The following is an 18742-nucleotide window of genomic DNA, read 5'->3' on the forward strand; positions in this document are numbered from 1 at the left end:
CAATCAGGTGGAGTATGTTCCCCACCTGATTTACCGATATTCAAGCTTTCTTGAGTTAACTTATGATACTTGAGGTTTTAGCAAATCTTCAAAAGATGCTGCTGTTATCGGTTTACTATAGTAATAACCTTGAATTGTATGACATCGTAATTTATCTAAGTATTTCACTTGTTCCTCAGTTTCGACGCCTTCTGCTATGACCTTAAGGTTTAACTGTTGGGCCATTGTTGTAATACTAGAGACAATAGCAGCATCTTTCGGATTATTTGTTATATCACATATAAAAGATTTATCAATTTTTAACTTATCTACTGGGAAATTTTTTATATGACTAAGAGAACTATAGCCTGTACCGAAATCATCAATTGCGATTTGAACGCCGATTTTTTTTAAATCATCAAGTACATTTAGTGCTCTATCTATATCGATTGTTACACTTTCTGTTACTTCTAGTTCAAGGAAATATGGGTCAAGCTGTGATTTATTTAAAGCTTGTTGAACTGTGTCCCTTAGGTTATGTTGAAAAAATTGGCGCATTGATAAATTAACTGATGCTTTCAATGTATCAAACCCTTTGTTATGCCATTTTTTCAGTTGTTGGCAAGTTGTTTCTAACACCCATTGTCCTAGAGGAACTATTAATCCTGTCTTTTCAGCAATAGGAATAAATGTTGCTGGAGAGATGTATCCTCTTTGCGGATGAACCCATCTTATCAACGCTTCGACGCCAACTATTTCTCCAGATAAAACATTAATTTGAGGCTGATAATGCAATGTTAATTCATTTCTTTCAATCGCATTTCTCAATTCGCTTTCGATCATGATTTGTTCATATGCCTCTTTCGTCATCTCTTGATCAAAAGTCTTAAATGTATTCCCGACCTCTTTTGCCTTATATAGTGCAGTACTAGCATTTTTTACAAGAGTGTCTACATCTGTTCCATGATTTGGATATATTGCGATTCCAATACTAGCTGTAATATGGAAAGTGAACCCTTTGGCTACGATTGGTTCTTGAATCGTTGATAAAATATCTTCTGCATATTGATCCGCATGTTTTTCATGAATTCCTTCAATCAAGACTGCAAAAGCAGCACTTACCTTTGCAACCGAAATTTGGTCATTTGTAAGTGAATTAAGCCTTTTAGCAATCGTTTGTAAAAACAAATCACCTATATCATGTCCAAGAGAATGATTTACGTTTTCGAAACGGTCTAAATTTATATACAAAATGACGATATTCTTGCCAAGATTCTGATTTTTAATTGCTTGCCTCACTTTATTAATAAATAATTGTCGGTTTGGTAGGTGTGTTAATTCATCGTAATAGGCAAGTTCATTGATCTTGTTTTGTGCTTGCCAATATGCAGTAATATCATTTAATGAATATATAATATTTATAATTTCATAGTTGTCATCGAATATAGGAGCCGCATTAACAGAAAGAACTAGCTTATGACCATCACTACGTTCAAGAAAGCAGTGTTTATTCATAATAGCAGTTTTAGTTGTTAAAATAGGTTCGTAAATAAATTGACTACTAAGAATAGGTGTACCATCTAGTTTGGATATTTTCCAAAAGGGGTCAGCGACGTTTTTTTGTAAAATATCTTCTTTTTTTAAACCAATTAAGCTCTCAAAGGCAGGGTTAATAAATGTCAGGTCACCTTCTCGATTCACAATAATAATTGAACTTGGAATTGTTTCAACAATGACGGAAAGTTTCTTTTCATTTGTATAGAGTGCCTTTTCTACTCTTCGCTGTTGATTCATTGGTCCTGCTATTGTTGTAAGGTATATTCCTTTCAACATGAAAAGAGTTCCGATAAGAAAATATATGTGTCCAAGGAGGTTTATGAAATCATGGTGGTAGTTCGAAAAAGTAACTAACAATTGACCGAGTATAAACATGATTAGTGCGTTAATGATTATTAAATATGAATACATCTTAACAGATCGGTAACGTTTATGGAGTATAACAATAGTTCCAAAATAGAACAAGCATACAATGTATGTTAGAAGCCTATGTATCGGTGTTATGCCACCATTCGACTCGTATAACTTAGGAAAATGAACAGCCGAGTTAGAAAGTGACATGAATAAGATAACTGAAACTAGTGTAGAAATACTATAAATAATCCACTTTTTATGCGTGATCAGTACTAAATCATTAGAATAATAAATAACAAGTAATGATGAAGCTAATAACACTTGGATGATTATCCAGAACCATGCAGAAGTTTCTATGGAATGAGTGACTATAAACTGAGGCATTCCATCATAAGACAAGAGCCGAAATAGATTTAATAATGAGAGAGTCCAAAAAGTAGCACTTATGTATAATTGACGTCGTGACATTTTTGAGGGTGGAATAAATCCGTTTTGTGTTGAAATAGTAGTGGTAACTGCTATACAAATAAATCCGACAATAATATAAATAGGAAAGTAAAATTGTTCAGAGATGACATGAGTATTGTTTAAAAAAAACACAGCAATCATAAAAGTAACGGAAGCGATAAAAGTAAAAACAGAGAATTGTTGTTCTTCTTTGCTTAAATGAATGTTAAGTTTATTCATTGTCATATATCGATCTCCTCGGAAAAAATATATTCCCAGAATTTATTATATTTTAAATGAAGAAAAATGTCAAATATTGCGAATTTTGTTTTTTCGATAAGTTATTTGAGGTTATTCTGTAAATTATTTACTGCTATTTTCCAAATTATATGCTTGTCATTGTTTTCAAGGAAGGAAGTATACGACATATATTTTGGGGAGGAGGACGAGTCTAAAATTAACAATCTTAATAATATTCTTACAAGTAGTTTATACTCTCCTTACTACTGTTTGTTAAACTAAGGTTGCGGTCCCTTCATACAGTTAACAATTTTCAAATGATAAGGAGAGTTATAATGATGGAACTTAAGTTAGTTATTCCAGTCCTTATATTTCTTTTATTTTACCTGTTATTTGTAGTAATTTTATTGCGAAAATAATAACTTATTCATTATTAGATAGAGGAATTCGAAATAAAAACTCCACACCATGATTCCTATTAAAGACAGTAATTTCTGCATTGTGAATATCTACGATTCGTTTTACAATAGTCAACCCAAGGCCAAAGTTTCCTTGCTTACCTTTCGTATAGGGCTTAAATAAGTCTTCGATCTCATCATCTGGAATAGTGGGTCCATCGTTCCAAATTGATATAATTATTTGCCCATATTCTTTATTCATCGTAATTTTGATTATATTGTTCACATACCTTAAGGCATTATCAATAATATTTTCAAAGGCTATTCTCCATTGCTCTCGATCACCAGTTATCGTAATGCTTAAAAGGGATAGTTCAAATTGAATATCTACTCGTTGAAGCTGGAATTGCGAATAAACTTCTTCAATGACCTCTTTTACATTAAATGTTTCATCCATAGTTGGCTGCTGGGCAAGATAATTGAGCTTAGTAAGATACAGTAAGTCCTTAATTTTTGTTTCCAATCTCTTCGATTCGTTTTCAATCGTTTCAGCAGTTTGTTCTATCGTACCATTTGGATAAATTCCGTCACGAATTGCTTGAGCAAAGCTTCGTATGACCATCACAGGTGTTTTTAAATCGTGAGATACGTGTTGAAGCATGGTTTGTTGCGCTTTATCCTGCTCTTTTAGCTGTACTCTCATTTTTTCTATCGATTGAGATAAAACCCCTATTTCATCTTGTCGTTCAACAACCATAGGTTCATCCCACTGTCTGTTTGCAATATGATGTACATGCTCTTTCATTTGAACAATAGGTTTTGATAGCCATTTTGCAAACAAAAATGCTAATAAGAGTCCACCAATTAAGACGAATAACATTAATTGTACTAGCCGAGAAAATAGTGTGTGTACTAGCTCTTTACGGTATGAATCCCACATAAAAGAAATGATAAAACCTTGTTCAACACCCTTTGGTCGTAATATCTGTATTTTACTAATGGTGTAATAGATCGTCTGTCCTTGAACAAGTGTTTCATAACGAGCAGTTCCTTCCTTTTGTTTCCGAGCATTAATGTACATGTTGGTTAATGTTTGTATTGGAAGGATAGCGTTTTCAATAGTGTTTCCCCTGGCATCTAACACAACGTGGTTTACGGAGCGAGCATTTTGCTCACTTTGTTGTTGCTCAAGAGAGTTTTCCGAAGGTGTATAATTATTTGTCATCTGTAGCTGTGAGTTTTCAATTGTCGTGAAAATTTCGTTTGTAAAAAAAGAGTTCAGTGTGTTAGGAATAAATGTAACTAATGTCACTCCGATAAAGATGATTAATCCAGCAAATACAATAGAAATTTGAATTGACAGAGGCCAATTTTTCATGTTGCTTCAACCGTTCGATATCCGAAGCCATATAATGTTTCAACACGCAATTCTGTAACCTTTTTGCGAACTCTCCGTACTAAATCATCAACAACTCTGTCCGAACCGAAGTAATCACTTCCCCAAATATAATCAAGAACTTGTTCACGGGAAAATGCTTGCCCTATGTTTTTAACAAATAATAATAATAAATCAAATTCCTTTGATGATAGTACAACCTCTTCATTTTCTTTGTGTACAGTTCGTTTTTCTTCGTTAATCACATAATTTCCATAATGAATGGCATTATGTACCGTTTGCTTGCCATAAACTCTAGTTAATAGTTTTTTTGCGCGGATAACTAACTCCTTTGGTAAAAACGGTTTAGCTAAGTAATCATCACTTCCTAATTCCAATCCAATGATACGGTCTAGATCTTCATCACGAGCTGAAATAAAAATAACCGGTGTTTGTTCATCGTGTTCTTTAATCGCTTTAATTAATTCATAGCCATCTATATCTGGGAGCATTATATCTAAAATCCATAGGTTTGGCTGATCTTTTATTGAGTTTTTAGCGTCAAGTCCTGTATGAAACGATTTTACATGCCACCCCTCATTTTGCAAATATGTAGATAATATTTGGTTTAAATTCATTTCATCCTCAACTAGATATATCGAATAACTCAATGGAAAAAAGCCTCCTCATATATGTCTTCACAACCATAAGAGGCGTATGCATTTACGCCCCTTATGGTAATATCATTATAACTTTTTTTAAGGTGTTAAGAAAAGGGCTAACCTCCCATTCGATCGTGACATTGTGGGCTTAGACATTACTTATATTTTATATTATAGGCAATATTGTCAAAGAATTATCAAGGAATTGTGGGAAATTATGTGATGCATTCTTTCATTGCAATAAAACGTATTTAATTAGTGTTGGTTGGGTGTTTCCTTGTTAAAACAACATTGAATAAATCCACCATCTAGCTCCTTCAATTTAGCTTTAATAACAACAAAATATAAGAAAGGGGACTTTTTTAAAGCTGCTCTAGAACTAATTGCTGTTGTGCGTTCTAAGCAATTAAATACGTATATATGCGAGTTCGTTGCATCTTTTCTTCTATAAAGCGATGACGATTGCGTGACATATTTATTAACTAGTTTAGGAACAATAGTAACAAAACTATATGAATAGTCACCGCAATAAAAAGAGGAGATTGATCAATAATAATTGACCAATCTCCTCTTAAAAAGGCTTTTAGATATTATAAAAATCTCAACCAAACATATGCATGTGCGATGATAAGTGAAACGATTGTAATCGGTGCACCAATTTTTAAGAATTCAAGATAGCTAAATCCTTTACCTTCTCTAGATGCCATACCAGCTACAATCACGTTTGCAGATGCTCCAATAAGTGTACCATTTCCACCTAAACAAGCACCAAGAGCGAGTGACCACCATAATACATCTATTTCTGGTGAAGCTGGAGTTAAGCCCATTCCAATTGCCATATCTTGAATCATTGGAATCATTGTAGCAACAAAAGGAATGTTATCAATTGTTGCAGAAGCAACACCTGATACCCAAAGTATTAAAAGAGACGCTGTACCAATATCTCCACCTGTTACCTCTAGTGCTTTTTCAGCTAAGCTTCCAATTAAACCAATATCAATAAGTCCACCTACTAATGTAAACAAACCTACGAAGAAGAAGATTGTTACCCATTCAACAGATGCAAACACTTCTTCTAAATCATGCTCTTTCACACCAATTAGCATTAACAATGTTGCTCCTGCCATTGCAATAACTGCCGCAGGAATATGGAAGATACTGTGAAGTACAAAGAAACCTAAGATTGTTAAAAGAAGCACTGATACTGATTTTTTCATTAAAACAGTGTCTTTTATGTAATCTTTTTCGTTTAAGTTCATTAATTTATCAATAAGAGCTTGGTCTGCCTTCATTTGTTTTCGATAGATGAAGTAGATAATTACAAAAGTAACAGCCATAATCACAAGCACGACTGGAGCTAAATTAACTAAAAACATATTAAACGTTAAATGTGAGTTTGCTGAACCAATCATAATGTTCGGAGGGTCACCAACAAGTGTTGCAGTACCACCGATATTCGAAAAGATGATTTCTGAAATTAAAAAAGGAACTGGATTTACTTTCAAAATTCGTGTAATAGAAAATGTAACAGGTACGATTAGTAATACTGTCGTTACGTTATCTAAAAATGCTGAACCTACTGCAGTCAACAATGAAAGCGCAAGTAGGATATTCATCGGCTTCCCTTTAGCTAGCTTTGCCGTTTTAATTGCAACATATTGGAAAACTCCTGATTGACTCGTAATAGCTACAAGAATCATCATACCAATTAATAAGGTAATAGTTTCCCATTCAATATGGTGCTCATATGCCGCTTCTAAATCAACAATGCCTAAAAAGATCATTAAGCCCGCACCTAATAAGGCGATGACAGCACGGTTAATTTTTTCTGTAATGATAAATGCATACGATATTAAAAATATCGCAATAGCTGCAAAATATTGGAAGTCGCTTACTCCCGTTGTTACTGCTTCATACAATGAAATTCACTCCTCTAATATTTATCTGTAGCTTCTAGTTGTCAGCGATAACTTTTCCACCACATTTTGGACATACAAGTGTTGTTACATCAATATTTAAGTCTTCGACAAAAAAAGAAAAGTCGCCTTTCTCACAATCGACTTTTAACAATCTGTCGATTAGTAGCTTTTTTGATTTAGAGCCAGAGACGGATGTATCAATTACTTCAATATGTTCATCTTTTTCTGAATTATCTTCCAGTAGAAGCTTTCCAACTGTTTCATCTTCCGTCCGCCAGCCACGGCCAACAACATGTTGCTCAAGTTGACTATGAGACGCATTATTCAAAACTTTTTTCGCCAAGCTCACGAGTTGCTCATTCGTTAAAGAACCAAAATCTAAATCATGACCATGTTTATCCCAGTACCCCTTAAGGTGTCCTTCGGTTAAAATAAACTTCACCATTTTATGAATGACAACGTTTTTCATAACTTTCCTCCTTATGTCCTCAGTTCTCTAAAGAACATTATATGTGTTTTTACTGTTAGACTCAAACAAAGAATAATTTTATTCTTTGTTTTTTTTTAGGATTATAACCATGCTTTATATAGGAAGAAAGTAGGCTATTATCCTGGTTGATTTGTGCACATATTTTTTTTTCTGAAGGCTCTTTTCGTAACCTTTGTTAATATTTTTCCTAAAAATGAACAGTATTATGAGAACTCATTAATTCTAAATGTAGAAAAAATGCCAAAAATGAGATTGTATACGTGCTAATATCTATAGATGAAAAGCAACAATCAAATCAATGCAAAAACAGCATTTGCGAAAACTAGATCTATTCACTATGAATAGTGAGCCTTTTCGGAGTGTCTATTTACATAATGGATTGCTCCCCACAGTATACATGCAGCAAGTAGAAATAATACTGAAGTAATAAAAAATACAGAAGAAATGCCAAAATAACCAGATAACACTCCACCCATCATTGGTCCGATGACATTACCTAAAAAACGAAAGCTAACATTGTATCCTAGTACTTCACCTTGCATAGCAACTGGTGAAACTTGACGGATATATGCAGTTGTGCAGGGGATTAAACCACCTACTGCTATACCGAAAATGAATCTAGCAACAACAAGTTGCCAAAATGAATGTGCAAATCCTTGTGGAATAAATGTAACAGAAGAAAATACTAGAAGAAGGACAAGTACTTTTTCATGACCAATTTTATCACCTAAATTTCCCCACTGTCTTGTTGCTAGTAAGTTACCGAAGCCCGTTGCAGAAAAAGCCATACCTGCTAAAAATGCTATATTTGATCCACTGGTAAGATCAATGACGTATAATGCTAGCAAAGGCTGAACACTGAAATTCGCAATTTGGATCAAAGTAGTTACTAAGAGAATGGTAATGAGTATTGGCTGGTGTAAGATATGGGTAAGTACCTCTTTTCTTGAGTATGTTTGTTGTTTACCTTTCTTCTTACTTTGTCTAACTTCTTTAATTCCAAATAAAACGACAATCGTAGCTAGTAATATACCAGCTGATGTAAGAATGAAAGTATATTGGAAGCCCACAGCATCAGCTAATAAACCACCTAACAAAGGGCCGAAGAGCCCTCCTGAAACAGTACCCATTTGTAATGTGCCTAAAGTCTTACCTGCTTCTTCTTTCGGAGTTTGTGCAGATATAAGAGCTAAGGAGGTGGGAATAAAGCCTGTCACTACACCCATCAAAAGACGTAAAGTAAAAAGTTGTTCAACACTTTGAACAAATGCTATTAATAGAGTACATAGCGCAATTCCAGAACCCGATATTAACAGAACTTTTTTATGACCATGTTTGTCTCCAAACCTTCCCCATATGGGAGACATAAAAAAAGCAGTTAAAAAAGTTATTCCAAATACAAAACCAGCCCAACGTTGTACATAGTCAGCAGAAAAATCCCCCATCGTTTCAATGAAAAGGGATAAGAATGGCATGATCATTGTGGCACTTGCAGCAACAAAAAAATTTGCAAACCACATGATTAGTAGATTTCTATTTTTAATTGAAATGATAAACACCTCTTAGATGTAAGATATTGTTATCAACATATTATATATGAGTAAGCTACAGAATGAAATGATTTAATACGATAGCTTAGTTGACGAAAAATTGCTTATATTTAGCTATTTTCACACTTGTTAAAGAAAAATACTTAAAAGAAGTTAATGGACTCTTAGGCTAGACGTTATTTAAGGTGCTCATGTTAACTATGATTTAAGCATTATGGGATGTTCTTTGTGCTAATATTAGCATTGGAAAATAGTTGAAAATAGTATTTGTGACAATTTTTAGCTGCAGAATAACCGTGTTAACAAGAGCCTTTTAAAAATATTCTTTTTCTAGATTTATTAAGTTATCAATACTTTGAAGTGCCCACGCACTGTTGTCTTCTTGTAGTTGTTCTTTCATAAGTTCAAGAGCTGTGCGTAAAGATTTTTCATAGTCTAGGATGTTTCCGTTATATAGCTTAACCATTTTCTTGGGAATGTTTGCTTGTTCACCAAAGGCTAACGCGCGACGTTCATGAAACAATGGGACGTTAATTTGTTTAGGATTATGCAGATCTCCTTGCGTCGGGTGGGTAATAACAGCTTTTATCTTGACTAAATAATGGTTTTCTCGAATGTTAGTAATTTCTCCAATATATTTCCCAGTCTTATATATCGCTGTAACGATGTCACCGGTTTGGAAGTGATTTTGTGTCAAAACATATTCCTCCATTCAATAATATTTTGCTGTTTTCGCTTGTTTCTACTTTATGAAGGTTAGCATTTGTAGCATGTCATCATCGTAACAATGATGATGCATTTATATAACCAACGTAATTCAAATAATACAGCTATAAAGTATACGAAAAGAGCTTTCATATTTAATTACAATTATGAAGTAAAAAGTGCATATTGACAAAAGATTAGTTTTTACTGGTGGTAGACTTGCTTTTTTTATATGATAATAGTTGATATAAAAAAAGAGGGAGACTAAATCCATGAAAAAAATGATTGTTATGATATCAAGTCTGTTTTTCATTCTTGCTGCATGTGGCACTGCGGAAGTGAAGGAGGAAAACAATTCTTCAGATCAAGTACAACAAGAACAATCCAATGATGAAAATGATGAGCAACAAGAAGAAAATAATGAAGAAGAAACTGAGGATAAGGTTGAGTATCCACAATTATCTGATGAGACTACAAATTTTCCTGTTGTTGAAATGAAAACAACAATGGGTATAATTACAATCAAGCTATTTCCGGAGCTGGCACCAAAGACAGTTGAAAATTTTCTTACACATAGTGAAAATGGCTATTATGATGGCGTAACATTTCATCGAATTATTAATGAATTTATGATTCAAGGTGGCGACCCAGAAGGGAATGGGTATGGTGGAGAGAGCATTTACGGTCAACCTTTTGAAGATGAATTTTCGCGTCAGCTTTTTAATATTCGAGGAGCACTATCAATGGCAAACAGTGGACCAAATACGAATGGTAGTCAATTCTTTATCGTTCAAAATAAGATTCTTCCTTCTGGATTTGAAGCGGAAATGGAGAAAGCAGGTTTCCCTGAAGAAATAATCGCATATTATGTTGAAAATGGTGGAACCCCACATTTAGATTTTAAGCATACTGTTTTTGGACAAGTAGTAGAAGGAATGGATATTGTCGATGCAATTGCTAACGTTGAAGTTGGAGAGAATGATAAACCAATTGAACCGGTAATTATCGAATCAATTAGTGTAATTGAGTAGCTGGAAAGGGTTGTGTAGATGAAAATACTCGCTATTTTATATTTGTTTTTGTATTTTCCTGAAGATAAAACGGAGTATATACCTGCAGTGTTAACATTTGTTATTTTTGCCATCGGTGCTTTTGTCACTTTCGTTATATTTAAAAAAGTTTCAGCACGTGAGGAACAAAGAGCAAAAATATTGGAGGAAAAACACCAAATGAAAGACCCTACTGAATAAATTTCAGTAGGGTTCTTTTTTTATAGGATGATATCACCTAGCTTTTGCTTTAAGTACTATCGAAAAATATATTTAAATCATACGATTGTGGAGTCTTTTCAAGTCTAACAATGATGTCGACTGAATAAATCCATGAGTAGCTGTTCTAATCTAGTTACAAAAGCAACAAAATAACGCAAAGAGCCTTTGTATAATTGGAATGGATAGGGGGAAATATATAAGAAAAATGTGTTTTTGGAGGTAACAATGTATAAAGTACTGTATCCTTTGTTATTTGTTTTAATTTTGACGATAGGTTGTACAGAAGAAAACCCAACAAAGGTAGATGTAGAAATGTATAATGCTGATGGAGATTCGCTTGGAACAGCAAAATTTTCAGAACAAAGCAAAGGTGTAAAAATAGAGCTTGATTTAGAGGGCTTACCTGAAGGCGAGCATGCAATACATATACATGAAACTGGTAAGTGTGAACCTCCAGATTTTAAGTCAGCAGGTAATCATTTTAATCCAGAAGATAAAGATCATGGCCTATTACAGCCTGAAGGCCCACATGCAGGAGACTTACCTAATATTACCGTTAAAGATGATGGAAAAGTAAAAGTAGATATTACTGCCCCTGATGTTACGTTAAAAGAAGATAAAAATTCATTACTCACTATGGAAGGTACAGCGCTCGTTATTCATCAAGATAAGGATGATGGAATGAGTCAGCCAGCAGGTGATGCGGGTGAAAGAATCGCTTGTGGGGTTATTTCTAAAGAGGAAAGCAAAGGTGAAGAACCATCTGATAAAGACGATAGTGATGAAAAAGATAAAGAAGAGAAGGAAGAGGAATAAATTGCTTATGATGACTAAGAACTGCAGTTTAGTGTAATATTGTAAAGTTGCTATTGTTATTAAATGAGCACAGTAAGTAGAAAGATGCCACGAACACTAGGTTTATACATACTTGTTACTTAGTAATTAATACGACGAAATGCGACAAAACCATTTAATAAATGTTGATATTGAAATCAGGTGGGGAATTTACCCCACCTGATTTACAGTGACTTTTAAAAAACACATGAATTAATTGCTTGTGAAATTATTGGATTTATACATGTTTGTTACTCATCCTAGTGCTTTCTTCAGTCTATTTAAACCATCATATAAAGTTTGTTTTGGGCAACCAATGTTCATTCTAACAAATCCATTACCAGCTATACCAAACTTACTGCCTGGTTCTAAAGCCAGTTTACCTTCTACTAATAATTTTCTCTTAAGTTGTTCATCTGTCATGTGTAGACTACGGCAATCTATCCAGATCAAATAAGAAGCATCGGGCTTAATCATTTTAAGGCTTGGTAGATGCTGCTTTAGATAACGATCAACAATCATAGTGTTTTCTTGCAAGTATGCAATTAAGCTCTCCAGCCAAACTTCTCCATACTGATAAGCTGCTTCCATAGCAACCATGCCCAGTGCATTTACAGTATAGAATCCTTGCCTTTGTTGAACTTTTTGAAAAGCTAATCTTAGCTTCGTATTAGGTGTAATAATAGCAGCTGTTTGAAGACCCGCAAGGTTGAAAGTTTTACTTGGTGCGATACAAGTAATAGTTCGCTGAGCAAACTTGTCATCAATTGATGCAATTGGAATATGAGTGCCTGCTAAAATAATATCTGAATGAATTTCATCTGAGATAATGGTAATGTTATGTAATGAGCATATTTCACCAAGTTTTGTTAGCTCACCTTTAGTCCAAACTTTCCCACCAGGATTATGAGGATTGCATAGAAAGAACAATTTTGTTTGTTTATCAATTAGTTGTTCGAGTTTGTCAAAGTTTATTTCGAACTTGCCATCGTCTAAATCAAAAGAATGATAGACTGGAATCCGGTCGTTTTTTATGACTAAGTCAAAGAATGGTGGATAGACTGGTGTTTGCATCATAACCTTATCCCCAGGTTTTGTGTACGCTTCGATGGCAGTTGCTAATGCAGGTACAATACCTGACGAGTAGGTTATCCAACTATCTCGGATATTCCAATGATGTCTTTTGTTCATCCATTTTTGAATAGCTTTTTTCGTTGATAGAGGTGGTTCTGAGTAGCCAAAAATACCGTGCTCTACTCTAGTCTGTATTGCTTTTAGTATTTGTGGAGGCGCCTTGAAATCCATATCTGCAACCCACATTGGCAACACATCATCTACACCAAAAACACGTTTAGTACCATCCCACTTAACAGAATTTGAATATTTCCGATCAATGACTTGGTCAAAAAAATGATTATCCATGTTCTTCACATCTACCCCTTTTTATTATACTACTTTTTACAAAGGCCCCTTTGTAAACTCTTTGCTATTGTTTCTATATTAGCACCATAAAAAGTGGCTTTATATGTTAGTCATCGTAGTAAAGAAGAAAAGGAGCCGCGAACTTGCATTATATATAAGTTTAATTTCTAAGTACGAACAACTACTTTGCTTTTAGAGCATGTATATATTTATGCATCGGTTTAAAGTCCTACGACTCATCTTAATTAAATCAATTAGTTGATGAACTAAGAACCATTAACCATTCGCTTAAACAATAGCAGATGAACTTCACTGTTTGAACACAATTTAAATGTATAATGATTACAAGAACAACTATTAGCTTAAGTATATATGAGGGATAGTAGGTGGGATTCTTACTGATTGATTGACAGATTCCATCTATAACTCATTAAACAAACTAAGATTCAGTGTTTGAACCCTTTTATAGGAGTGAAAAATATGTTTCAACAAAAAGTATTGATGCTTACTGTTATGCTAATCATTTTACTTGTAGGATGCAGTAATACACAACAATTTCAGCCAATTAATTTTCATCAATCCTCTGTGGTATCGGTAAATATAAAGGATGCAAGTCTATCTTTTATAGATATTTCTAATAAGGAGCAGACGGTGTCTTGGGAAATAAATAGAGCAATTACTGGAGGGTTGATGTTCCCTGATCAAGATACACTAATGTTATATGGGAAGAATGAAGAAAGTGTTTATTTGTATGAATTATCCACAGGGAAAGAATTAACTCCCTGGAAAACTGGAGCAGGAATTGTAAATGGAATTCTTTCCTCTGATAAAAGCAGTATTTATCTTGTTGATCAAAATAGAAATTCTATCCGAAAATTTTCTCTAAATGGTGAGGAGCTAACTGAAATAAAAATTGGGAAGCGTCCATTTAGTATGTTTGAATCAAATGATGGAGAAAGAATATATGTCGTTAATATAGATGATACAAGTTTATCCGTAGTAGATGCTATTAATAATGTGGTTATCGATACGTTTAACATAAATCCTTTGCCTACAGGAGGACTATTACGAGAAGCGGATAAAGAACTGTGGCTAGGGGGGCATGGTAATGCGAACAAAATTGAGACGAACATTAGTGTGTTTTCATTAGAAACAGGAAAACTGAAGGAGGAAATTGCCGCTCCAACAATGCCAATATTTTTCTCTGAAACAAAGGAAGGGATTTTTGTCCTCAGTCATGGATCAAGTATGATTCGGAAATTCAATCCAAGTACATATGAAGAGATATCAGCAATAAATGTAGGTGTGAATCCTGTTGAAATGGTTTCAATGAATGATGAGCTTTTTATCACGAGCTATGATAGTGATGAGGTGTATGTTATTGACCAAAAAACAATGGAAATAACAAGCATTATTCCAGTAGGCAAAGGGCCATTTCAATTAATTAAAAGAGAAGGTGAACGATGATGACTGACAAGAAGAAAGTAATGATCGTTGATGATGAAGAGGATATGAGAAACCTTATTCAGATGTATGTTGAGCGTGATAATTTTGAATCATACCATGCATCTGATGGTAATGAGGCATTTAACATACTCGATAAAAACAATATTGATATCATTATTCTTGATGTGATGATGCCTGATATCGATGGCTTTACATTTTGCGAGAAGCTACGTCAAACCTCAAACATACCGATTATTTTTTTAACTGCTAGAGGTGACGAGTGGGATCGTGTATACGGTTTGAAAATGGGGGCAGATGATTATATTGTAAAGCCCTTTAGTCCAAGTGAATTAATTGCCCGTATAGATGCAGTTTTACGCCGAACAAATCAAGGCATGCATAATGAGGAGGGTTTATTTGTTAAATATGGATTATTAGAAATTAATGAAAAAGGTCGTAAAGTGCGAGTAAATGGCAGCTCTATTGGGTTAACACTTAAAGAGTTTGATTTATTGTTATTCTTTTGTAAACATCTAGGTCAAGCATTGAGTAGAGAGCAATTATTAGAAGGGGTTTGGGGCTTTGATTATAAGGGTGGTGTAAGAACAGTCGATACTCATATTAAAACGCTTAGGATAAAGTTAGGTGAGTTTGGAGATTCGATTAGAACTGTATGGGGTATTGGTTATAAATTAGAGGTGTGAAAAGATGTTTAAAGTGATCAGAAATTTGACATTAGCACATAAAATTTGGATTACTATTAGTCTCGCCATTATTGGGACAATTCTTTTTTCATATATATTATCAAATTATTTTTATGAAAAATACTATGTTGAAAATGTAAGAAGAACGCTTCAAGAAGAAGGCTCTCAACTTGCTACAAATTATAATGGTGGTGAAATAACAGACCAATTACTTGACCAAATTAATTGGTACAACCAAATGTCTGAGCCTGAAGTGTTGCTAATAACAAATCCTAGAGAATTAAGTGCATGTCTACCGTTTGATATTGATTATGAATCATATATTGATGAAGAAGATAGAGAGCGACTATTAAGAGGTGAACACGTATCCAAAATAGGATATGAACAAAGATTGGGACATCAGATTTTAGGTGTTATCATTCCTCTATTAGATGGAAATAGACTAGAGGGTATTATTTATTTATATACCCCATTAGCGAATATTACAGATATGATCAATGATATTACTAATTTATGGATTCCAGTTGCTGTTTTATTTGTCATTTTATCCATTCTCCTTGGGAGGAAAATTATTGCTAAATTGATTCAGCCACTCAAGCAACTTGAGCAAGCTGCCCAACACATGTCTAAGGGGAATTATACAGAACGAGTAAAAATATCAACAAATGACGAAATCGGTAAGCTTGCACAAGCTTTTAACGATATGGCATGTGCCATTGCAAAAGAGGATGAGCGGAAGAAAGAATTTCTAGCCAATGTATCCCATGAGCTACGTACACCTATTAGCTATGTAAAAGGTTATAGTGAAGCAATTGTTGATGGCGTCGTAAAAAAACAGGAGGATGTACAACGATTTCTAAAATTGATTTATCGTGAGGCTGCTCGAATGCAACGACTCGTGCATGATTTACTCGACTTATCAAAGCTAGAGAGCAGTGTATACAACTTAACAAAGGTACCACTAGTATTTTCACAATCAATTGAAGAATCGTTAGCAATTTACGAACCAATTTTGTTGGAAAGCGAAATTTCACTTAATATGATGCTGGATCCAGAAATTATTATTTATGCTGATGAAGATCGTATTGAACAAATTATTCATAACCTTATAGATAATGCTATGCATTATACTGATAAAGGAGGCAATATTTCAGTTCAGTTAAAAAAAGTAAAAAATAATGAATGTGAGCTAATCATTTCAGATACAGGTATAGGAATGGATGAAAAGCATTTAGATCAATTAGGTGAAAGGTTTTATCGTATTAATAAAGCACGTACTCGCAAAGATGGAGGTACCGGCCTCGGTTTAGCAATTGTTAAACAAATTGTTGTAGCCCATAACGGAAATATATCATTCTACAGTAAATTAGGAGAAGGCACTCAAGTTCATATTACATTTCCGGTATTAACGAATTAATTACTGAAATGCTATAATAAATAAATTAACAGAAGAAATTCTAACAGTGTATACGTAAAAAAGCGGAGGAGATATGCGTGAAATTATCACAAAAAGAAATTGAGATTCTTGAGGTTCTAGAAGCTGATTGTCGTTTACCTGCGGAAACAATCGCAAAAATGGTTTCCTTGTCAACAGAGGAAGTTGAAGCAAGTATAAAAAAATTAGAAAATTCTAAAGTTATTGTCCAATATGTTCCAATGATAGATTGGAATAAAGTCAACGGTCTCGAAAATGTAACTGCAATGATCGACGTAAAAGTAACTCCTAAGCGTGGGGTTGGCTTTGACGAAGTTGCTGAACGCATATATCGTTATCCGGAAGTAAAATCTGTCTATCTAATGAGTGGAGCGTATGATCTATCTGTCGTCATTGAAGGTCGATCAATGCCAGAGGTCGCCAATTTTGTTTCTGAGAAGTTGTCTACACTTGATTCTGTAATCTCAACGACTACGCATTTTATGTTAAAAAAATATAAACATGATGGTACAGTGTTCGATCAAGATGATAAAGATCAGCGTATTGTGGTGTCACCATGATTCATACAGAAAGATCATTTTTATCAGATACAGTTTTAAGTTTAAAACCATCTGGGATTCGTCGTTTTTTTGATCTAGCAGCTAGTATGGAAGGGGTTATTTCGTTAGGGGTTGGCGAACCTGATTTTGTGACAGGGTGGAGTATACGTGAGGCGTGTATACTATCATTAGAACAAGGGTATACGTCATATACTGCTAATGCAGGGTTACTTGAACTGAGACAGGAAATAGCATCATACTTAAAGAGCCAATATATGCTTCAGTATAATGCTGAGCAAGAGATTCTTGTTACGGTTGGGGCTAGTCAAGCTCTTGATCTTGCTTTAAGAGCTATTGTTAATCAAGGAGATGAAGTGATTGTTGTTGAACCAAGTTTTGTGTCGTATGCACCATTAGTTACATTAGCTGGTGGTAGACCTATCACTATACAAACAACGGAAACTGATCAATTTAAGCTAAAGCCAGAGCATATTGAAAAAGTGATATCTGAGAAAACTAAAGCGATTATGATTTGCTCTCCAAACAATCCTACAGGAGCGGTGTTAACAAAAGAAGAACTAGAAGCTATAGCAGAAATTGTTGATCAATACAATTTGGTAGTTATATCAGATGAAATATACTCTGAACTTTCCTACGATGAGCAGCACTATAGTATAGCAAATGTAAATAGCATGAGAGAGCGTACGATTGTAATTAACGGCTTTTCTAAAGGTTTTGCAATGACAGGCTGGCGATTAGGGTATGTTGCTGCTCCTGCTGAGCTTTTACAGGCTATGCTCAAAATTCATCAGTATTCCATGATGTGTGCACCGACACCAGTTCAATATGGTGCGATTGAAGCGTTAAAAAATGGACGTCAGGATGTTGAGGGAATGAAAAAAAGCTATAGACGTCGTCGGAACTATTTTGTTCAATCATTAGTCGATATCGGTCTTGATTGCCATCTACCAGGGGGAGCATTTTATGCATTTCCTTCCATAAAAAGTACTGGGTTGACCTCTGAACAATTTGCTGAAAAATTATTGATACAAGAAAAGGTCGCTGTTGTACCTGGACATGTGTTTGGTGAGAGCGGAGAAGGGCATATCCGATGTTCTTATGCTTCATCAATGGAACAATTGCAAGAAGCAATCAAACGAATTAATCGCTTTATGAATAGCTAACTTGGCTGGCTGCATAGTCATTTTTAGAGAAATAAAAAATTGTTTCTTATCAATCGTTGTTTTCCTAATTTGATATCAAATAGCAACAAAGGTTGCCAATAGAGCGTAATAAAAAGAGGCTGGGACATAACTAGCCTCAAAAAGTGAAAAAGGTGAATTTGAGCGAGCTCAGATTCACCTTTTTCTATTTAGAGTGGTAGTGCCTCTATTATCTTATTTGTTGGCAGTGAG

At 34.4% G+C, this 18742-nt stretch carries 16 protein-coding genes; 8 read left to right on the top strand and 8 right to left on the bottom strand.

Features of this window, described 5'->3' with window-relative positions; translation table 11 throughout:
- Positions 1 to 60: 60 nt before the first annotated feature.
- From ACSVDA_RS20155 to kapB, 7 genes are all read right to left on the bottom strand, one after another.
- Positions 61 to 2583, bottom strand: a complete 2523-nt coding sequence (locus ACSVDA_RS20155; protein ID WP_485885551.1) for an EAL domain-containing protein — start codon at positions 2581 to 2583, stop codon at positions 61 to 63.
- Positions 2584 to 3000: 417 nt separating this feature from the next.
- Positions 3001 to 4353 (bottom strand): ATP-binding protein, encoded by a 1353-nt coding sequence (locus tag ACSVDA_RS20160; RefSeq protein ID WP_485885553.1) that lies wholly within the window; start codon positions 4351 to 4353, stop codon positions 3001 to 3003.
- Entirely contained in the window at positions 4350 to 5021 is a 672-nt protein-coding gene (locus ACSVDA_RS20165; protein ID WP_320209520.1) for a response regulator transcription factor, read from the bottom strand. Before ACSVDA_RS20165 ends, ACSVDA_RS20160 begins: the two co-directional genes overlap by 4 nt.
- A gap of 581 nt (positions 5022 to 5602) precedes the next feature.
- Complete coding sequence (locus ACSVDA_RS20170; RefSeq protein WP_485885555.1) at positions 5603 to 6931, bottom strand: ArsB/NhaD family transporter; 1329 nt, start codon at positions 6929 to 6931, stop codon at positions 5603 to 5605.
- A gap of 34 nt (positions 6932 to 6965) precedes the next feature.
- A complete protein-coding gene (locus ACSVDA_RS20175; protein WP_485885557.1) occupies positions 6966 to 7400 on the bottom strand; it encodes a hypothetical protein in 435 nt (144 codons plus the stop codon).
- A 356-nt stretch (positions 7401 to 7756) separates the two neighbouring features.
- Positions 7757 to 8941: an MFS transporter gene (locus ACSVDA_RS20180; RefSeq protein ID WP_485885559.1), complete on the bottom strand. Its 1185-nt coding sequence runs from the start codon at positions 8939 to 8941 to the stop codon at positions 7757 to 7759.
- Between the two features lie 343 nt (positions 8942 to 9284).
- Entirely contained in the window at positions 9285 to 9668 is a 384-nt protein-coding gene (gene kapB / locus ACSVDA_RS20185) for a kinase-associated lipoprotein KapB (protein ID WP_485885561.1), read from the bottom strand.
- 280 nt (positions 9669 to 9948) lie between these two features.
- On the opposite strand from kapB, the gene ACSVDA_RS20190 reads away from it, so the two are divergent.
- From ACSVDA_RS20190 to ACSVDA_RS20200, 3 genes are all read left to right on the top strand, one after another.
- Positions 9949 to 10707 (top strand): peptidylprolyl isomerase, encoded by a 759-nt coding sequence (locus ACSVDA_RS20190; RefSeq protein ID WP_485885563.1) that lies wholly within the window; start codon positions 9949 to 9951, stop codon positions 10705 to 10707.
- Between the two features lie 18 nt (positions 10708 to 10725).
- On the top strand, positions 10726 to 10926 hold the full coding sequence (locus ACSVDA_RS20195) for a hypothetical protein (protein WP_485885565.1): 201 nt from the start codon (positions 10726 to 10728) through the stop codon (positions 10924 to 10926).
- A 246-nt stretch (positions 10927 to 11172) separates the two neighbouring features.
- The gene (locus ACSVDA_RS20200; RefSeq protein WP_485885567.1) at positions 11173 to 11763 is read left to right on the top strand and encodes a superoxide dismutase family protein; all 591 of its coding nucleotides are present in this window, start codon (positions 11173 to 11175) and stop codon (positions 11761 to 11763) included.
- Positions 11764 to 12036: 273 nt separating this feature from the next.
- Here the strand turns inward: ACSVDA_RS20200 and ACSVDA_RS20205 are convergent, their stop codons facing one another.
- Positions 12037 to 13203: a MalY/PatB family protein gene (locus ACSVDA_RS20205; RefSeq protein ID WP_485885569.1), complete on the bottom strand. Its 1167-nt coding sequence runs from the start codon at positions 13201 to 13203 to the stop codon at positions 12037 to 12039.
- 480 nt (positions 13204 to 13683) lie between these two features.
- Between ACSVDA_RS20205 and ACSVDA_RS20210 the strand changes: the two genes are divergently transcribed.
- The 5 genes from ACSVDA_RS20210 (at position 13684) to ACSVDA_RS20230 (ending at position 18511) form a co-directional block, all read left to right on the top strand.
- Positions 13684 to 14670: a YncE family protein gene (locus ACSVDA_RS20210; RefSeq protein WP_485885571.1), complete on the top strand. Its 987-nt coding sequence runs from the start codon at positions 13684 to 13686 to the stop codon at positions 14668 to 14670.
- Entirely contained in the window at positions 14667 to 15353 is a 687-nt protein-coding gene (locus ACSVDA_RS20215) for a response regulator transcription factor (protein ID WP_485885572.1), read from the top strand. The genes ACSVDA_RS20210 and ACSVDA_RS20215 overlap by 4 nt, the downstream gene beginning before the upstream one ends.
- Before the next feature lie 4 nt (positions 15354 to 15357).
- On the top strand, positions 15358 to 16770 hold the full coding sequence (locus ACSVDA_RS20220) for a sensor histidine kinase (protein WP_485885574.1): 1413 nt from the start codon (positions 15358 to 15360) through the stop codon (positions 16768 to 16770).
- Positions 16771 to 16847: 77 nt separating this feature from the next.
- Positions 16848 to 17348, top strand: a complete 501-nt coding sequence (locus tag ACSVDA_RS20225; protein ID WP_485885576.1) for an Lrp/AsnC family transcriptional regulator — start codon at positions 16848 to 16850, stop codon at positions 17346 to 17348.
- Entirely contained in the window at positions 17345 to 18511 is a 1167-nt protein-coding gene (locus tag ACSVDA_RS20230; RefSeq protein ID WP_485885578.1) for an aminotransferase, read from the top strand. Before ACSVDA_RS20225 ends, ACSVDA_RS20230 begins: the two co-directional genes overlap by 4 nt.
- Positions 18512 to 18742: the final 231 nt, after the last annotated feature.

Source organism: Cytobacillus sp. Hm23, from assembly GCF_051842895.1.
GTDB lineage: Bacteria > Bacillota > Bacilli > Bacillales > SM2101 > Nanhaiella.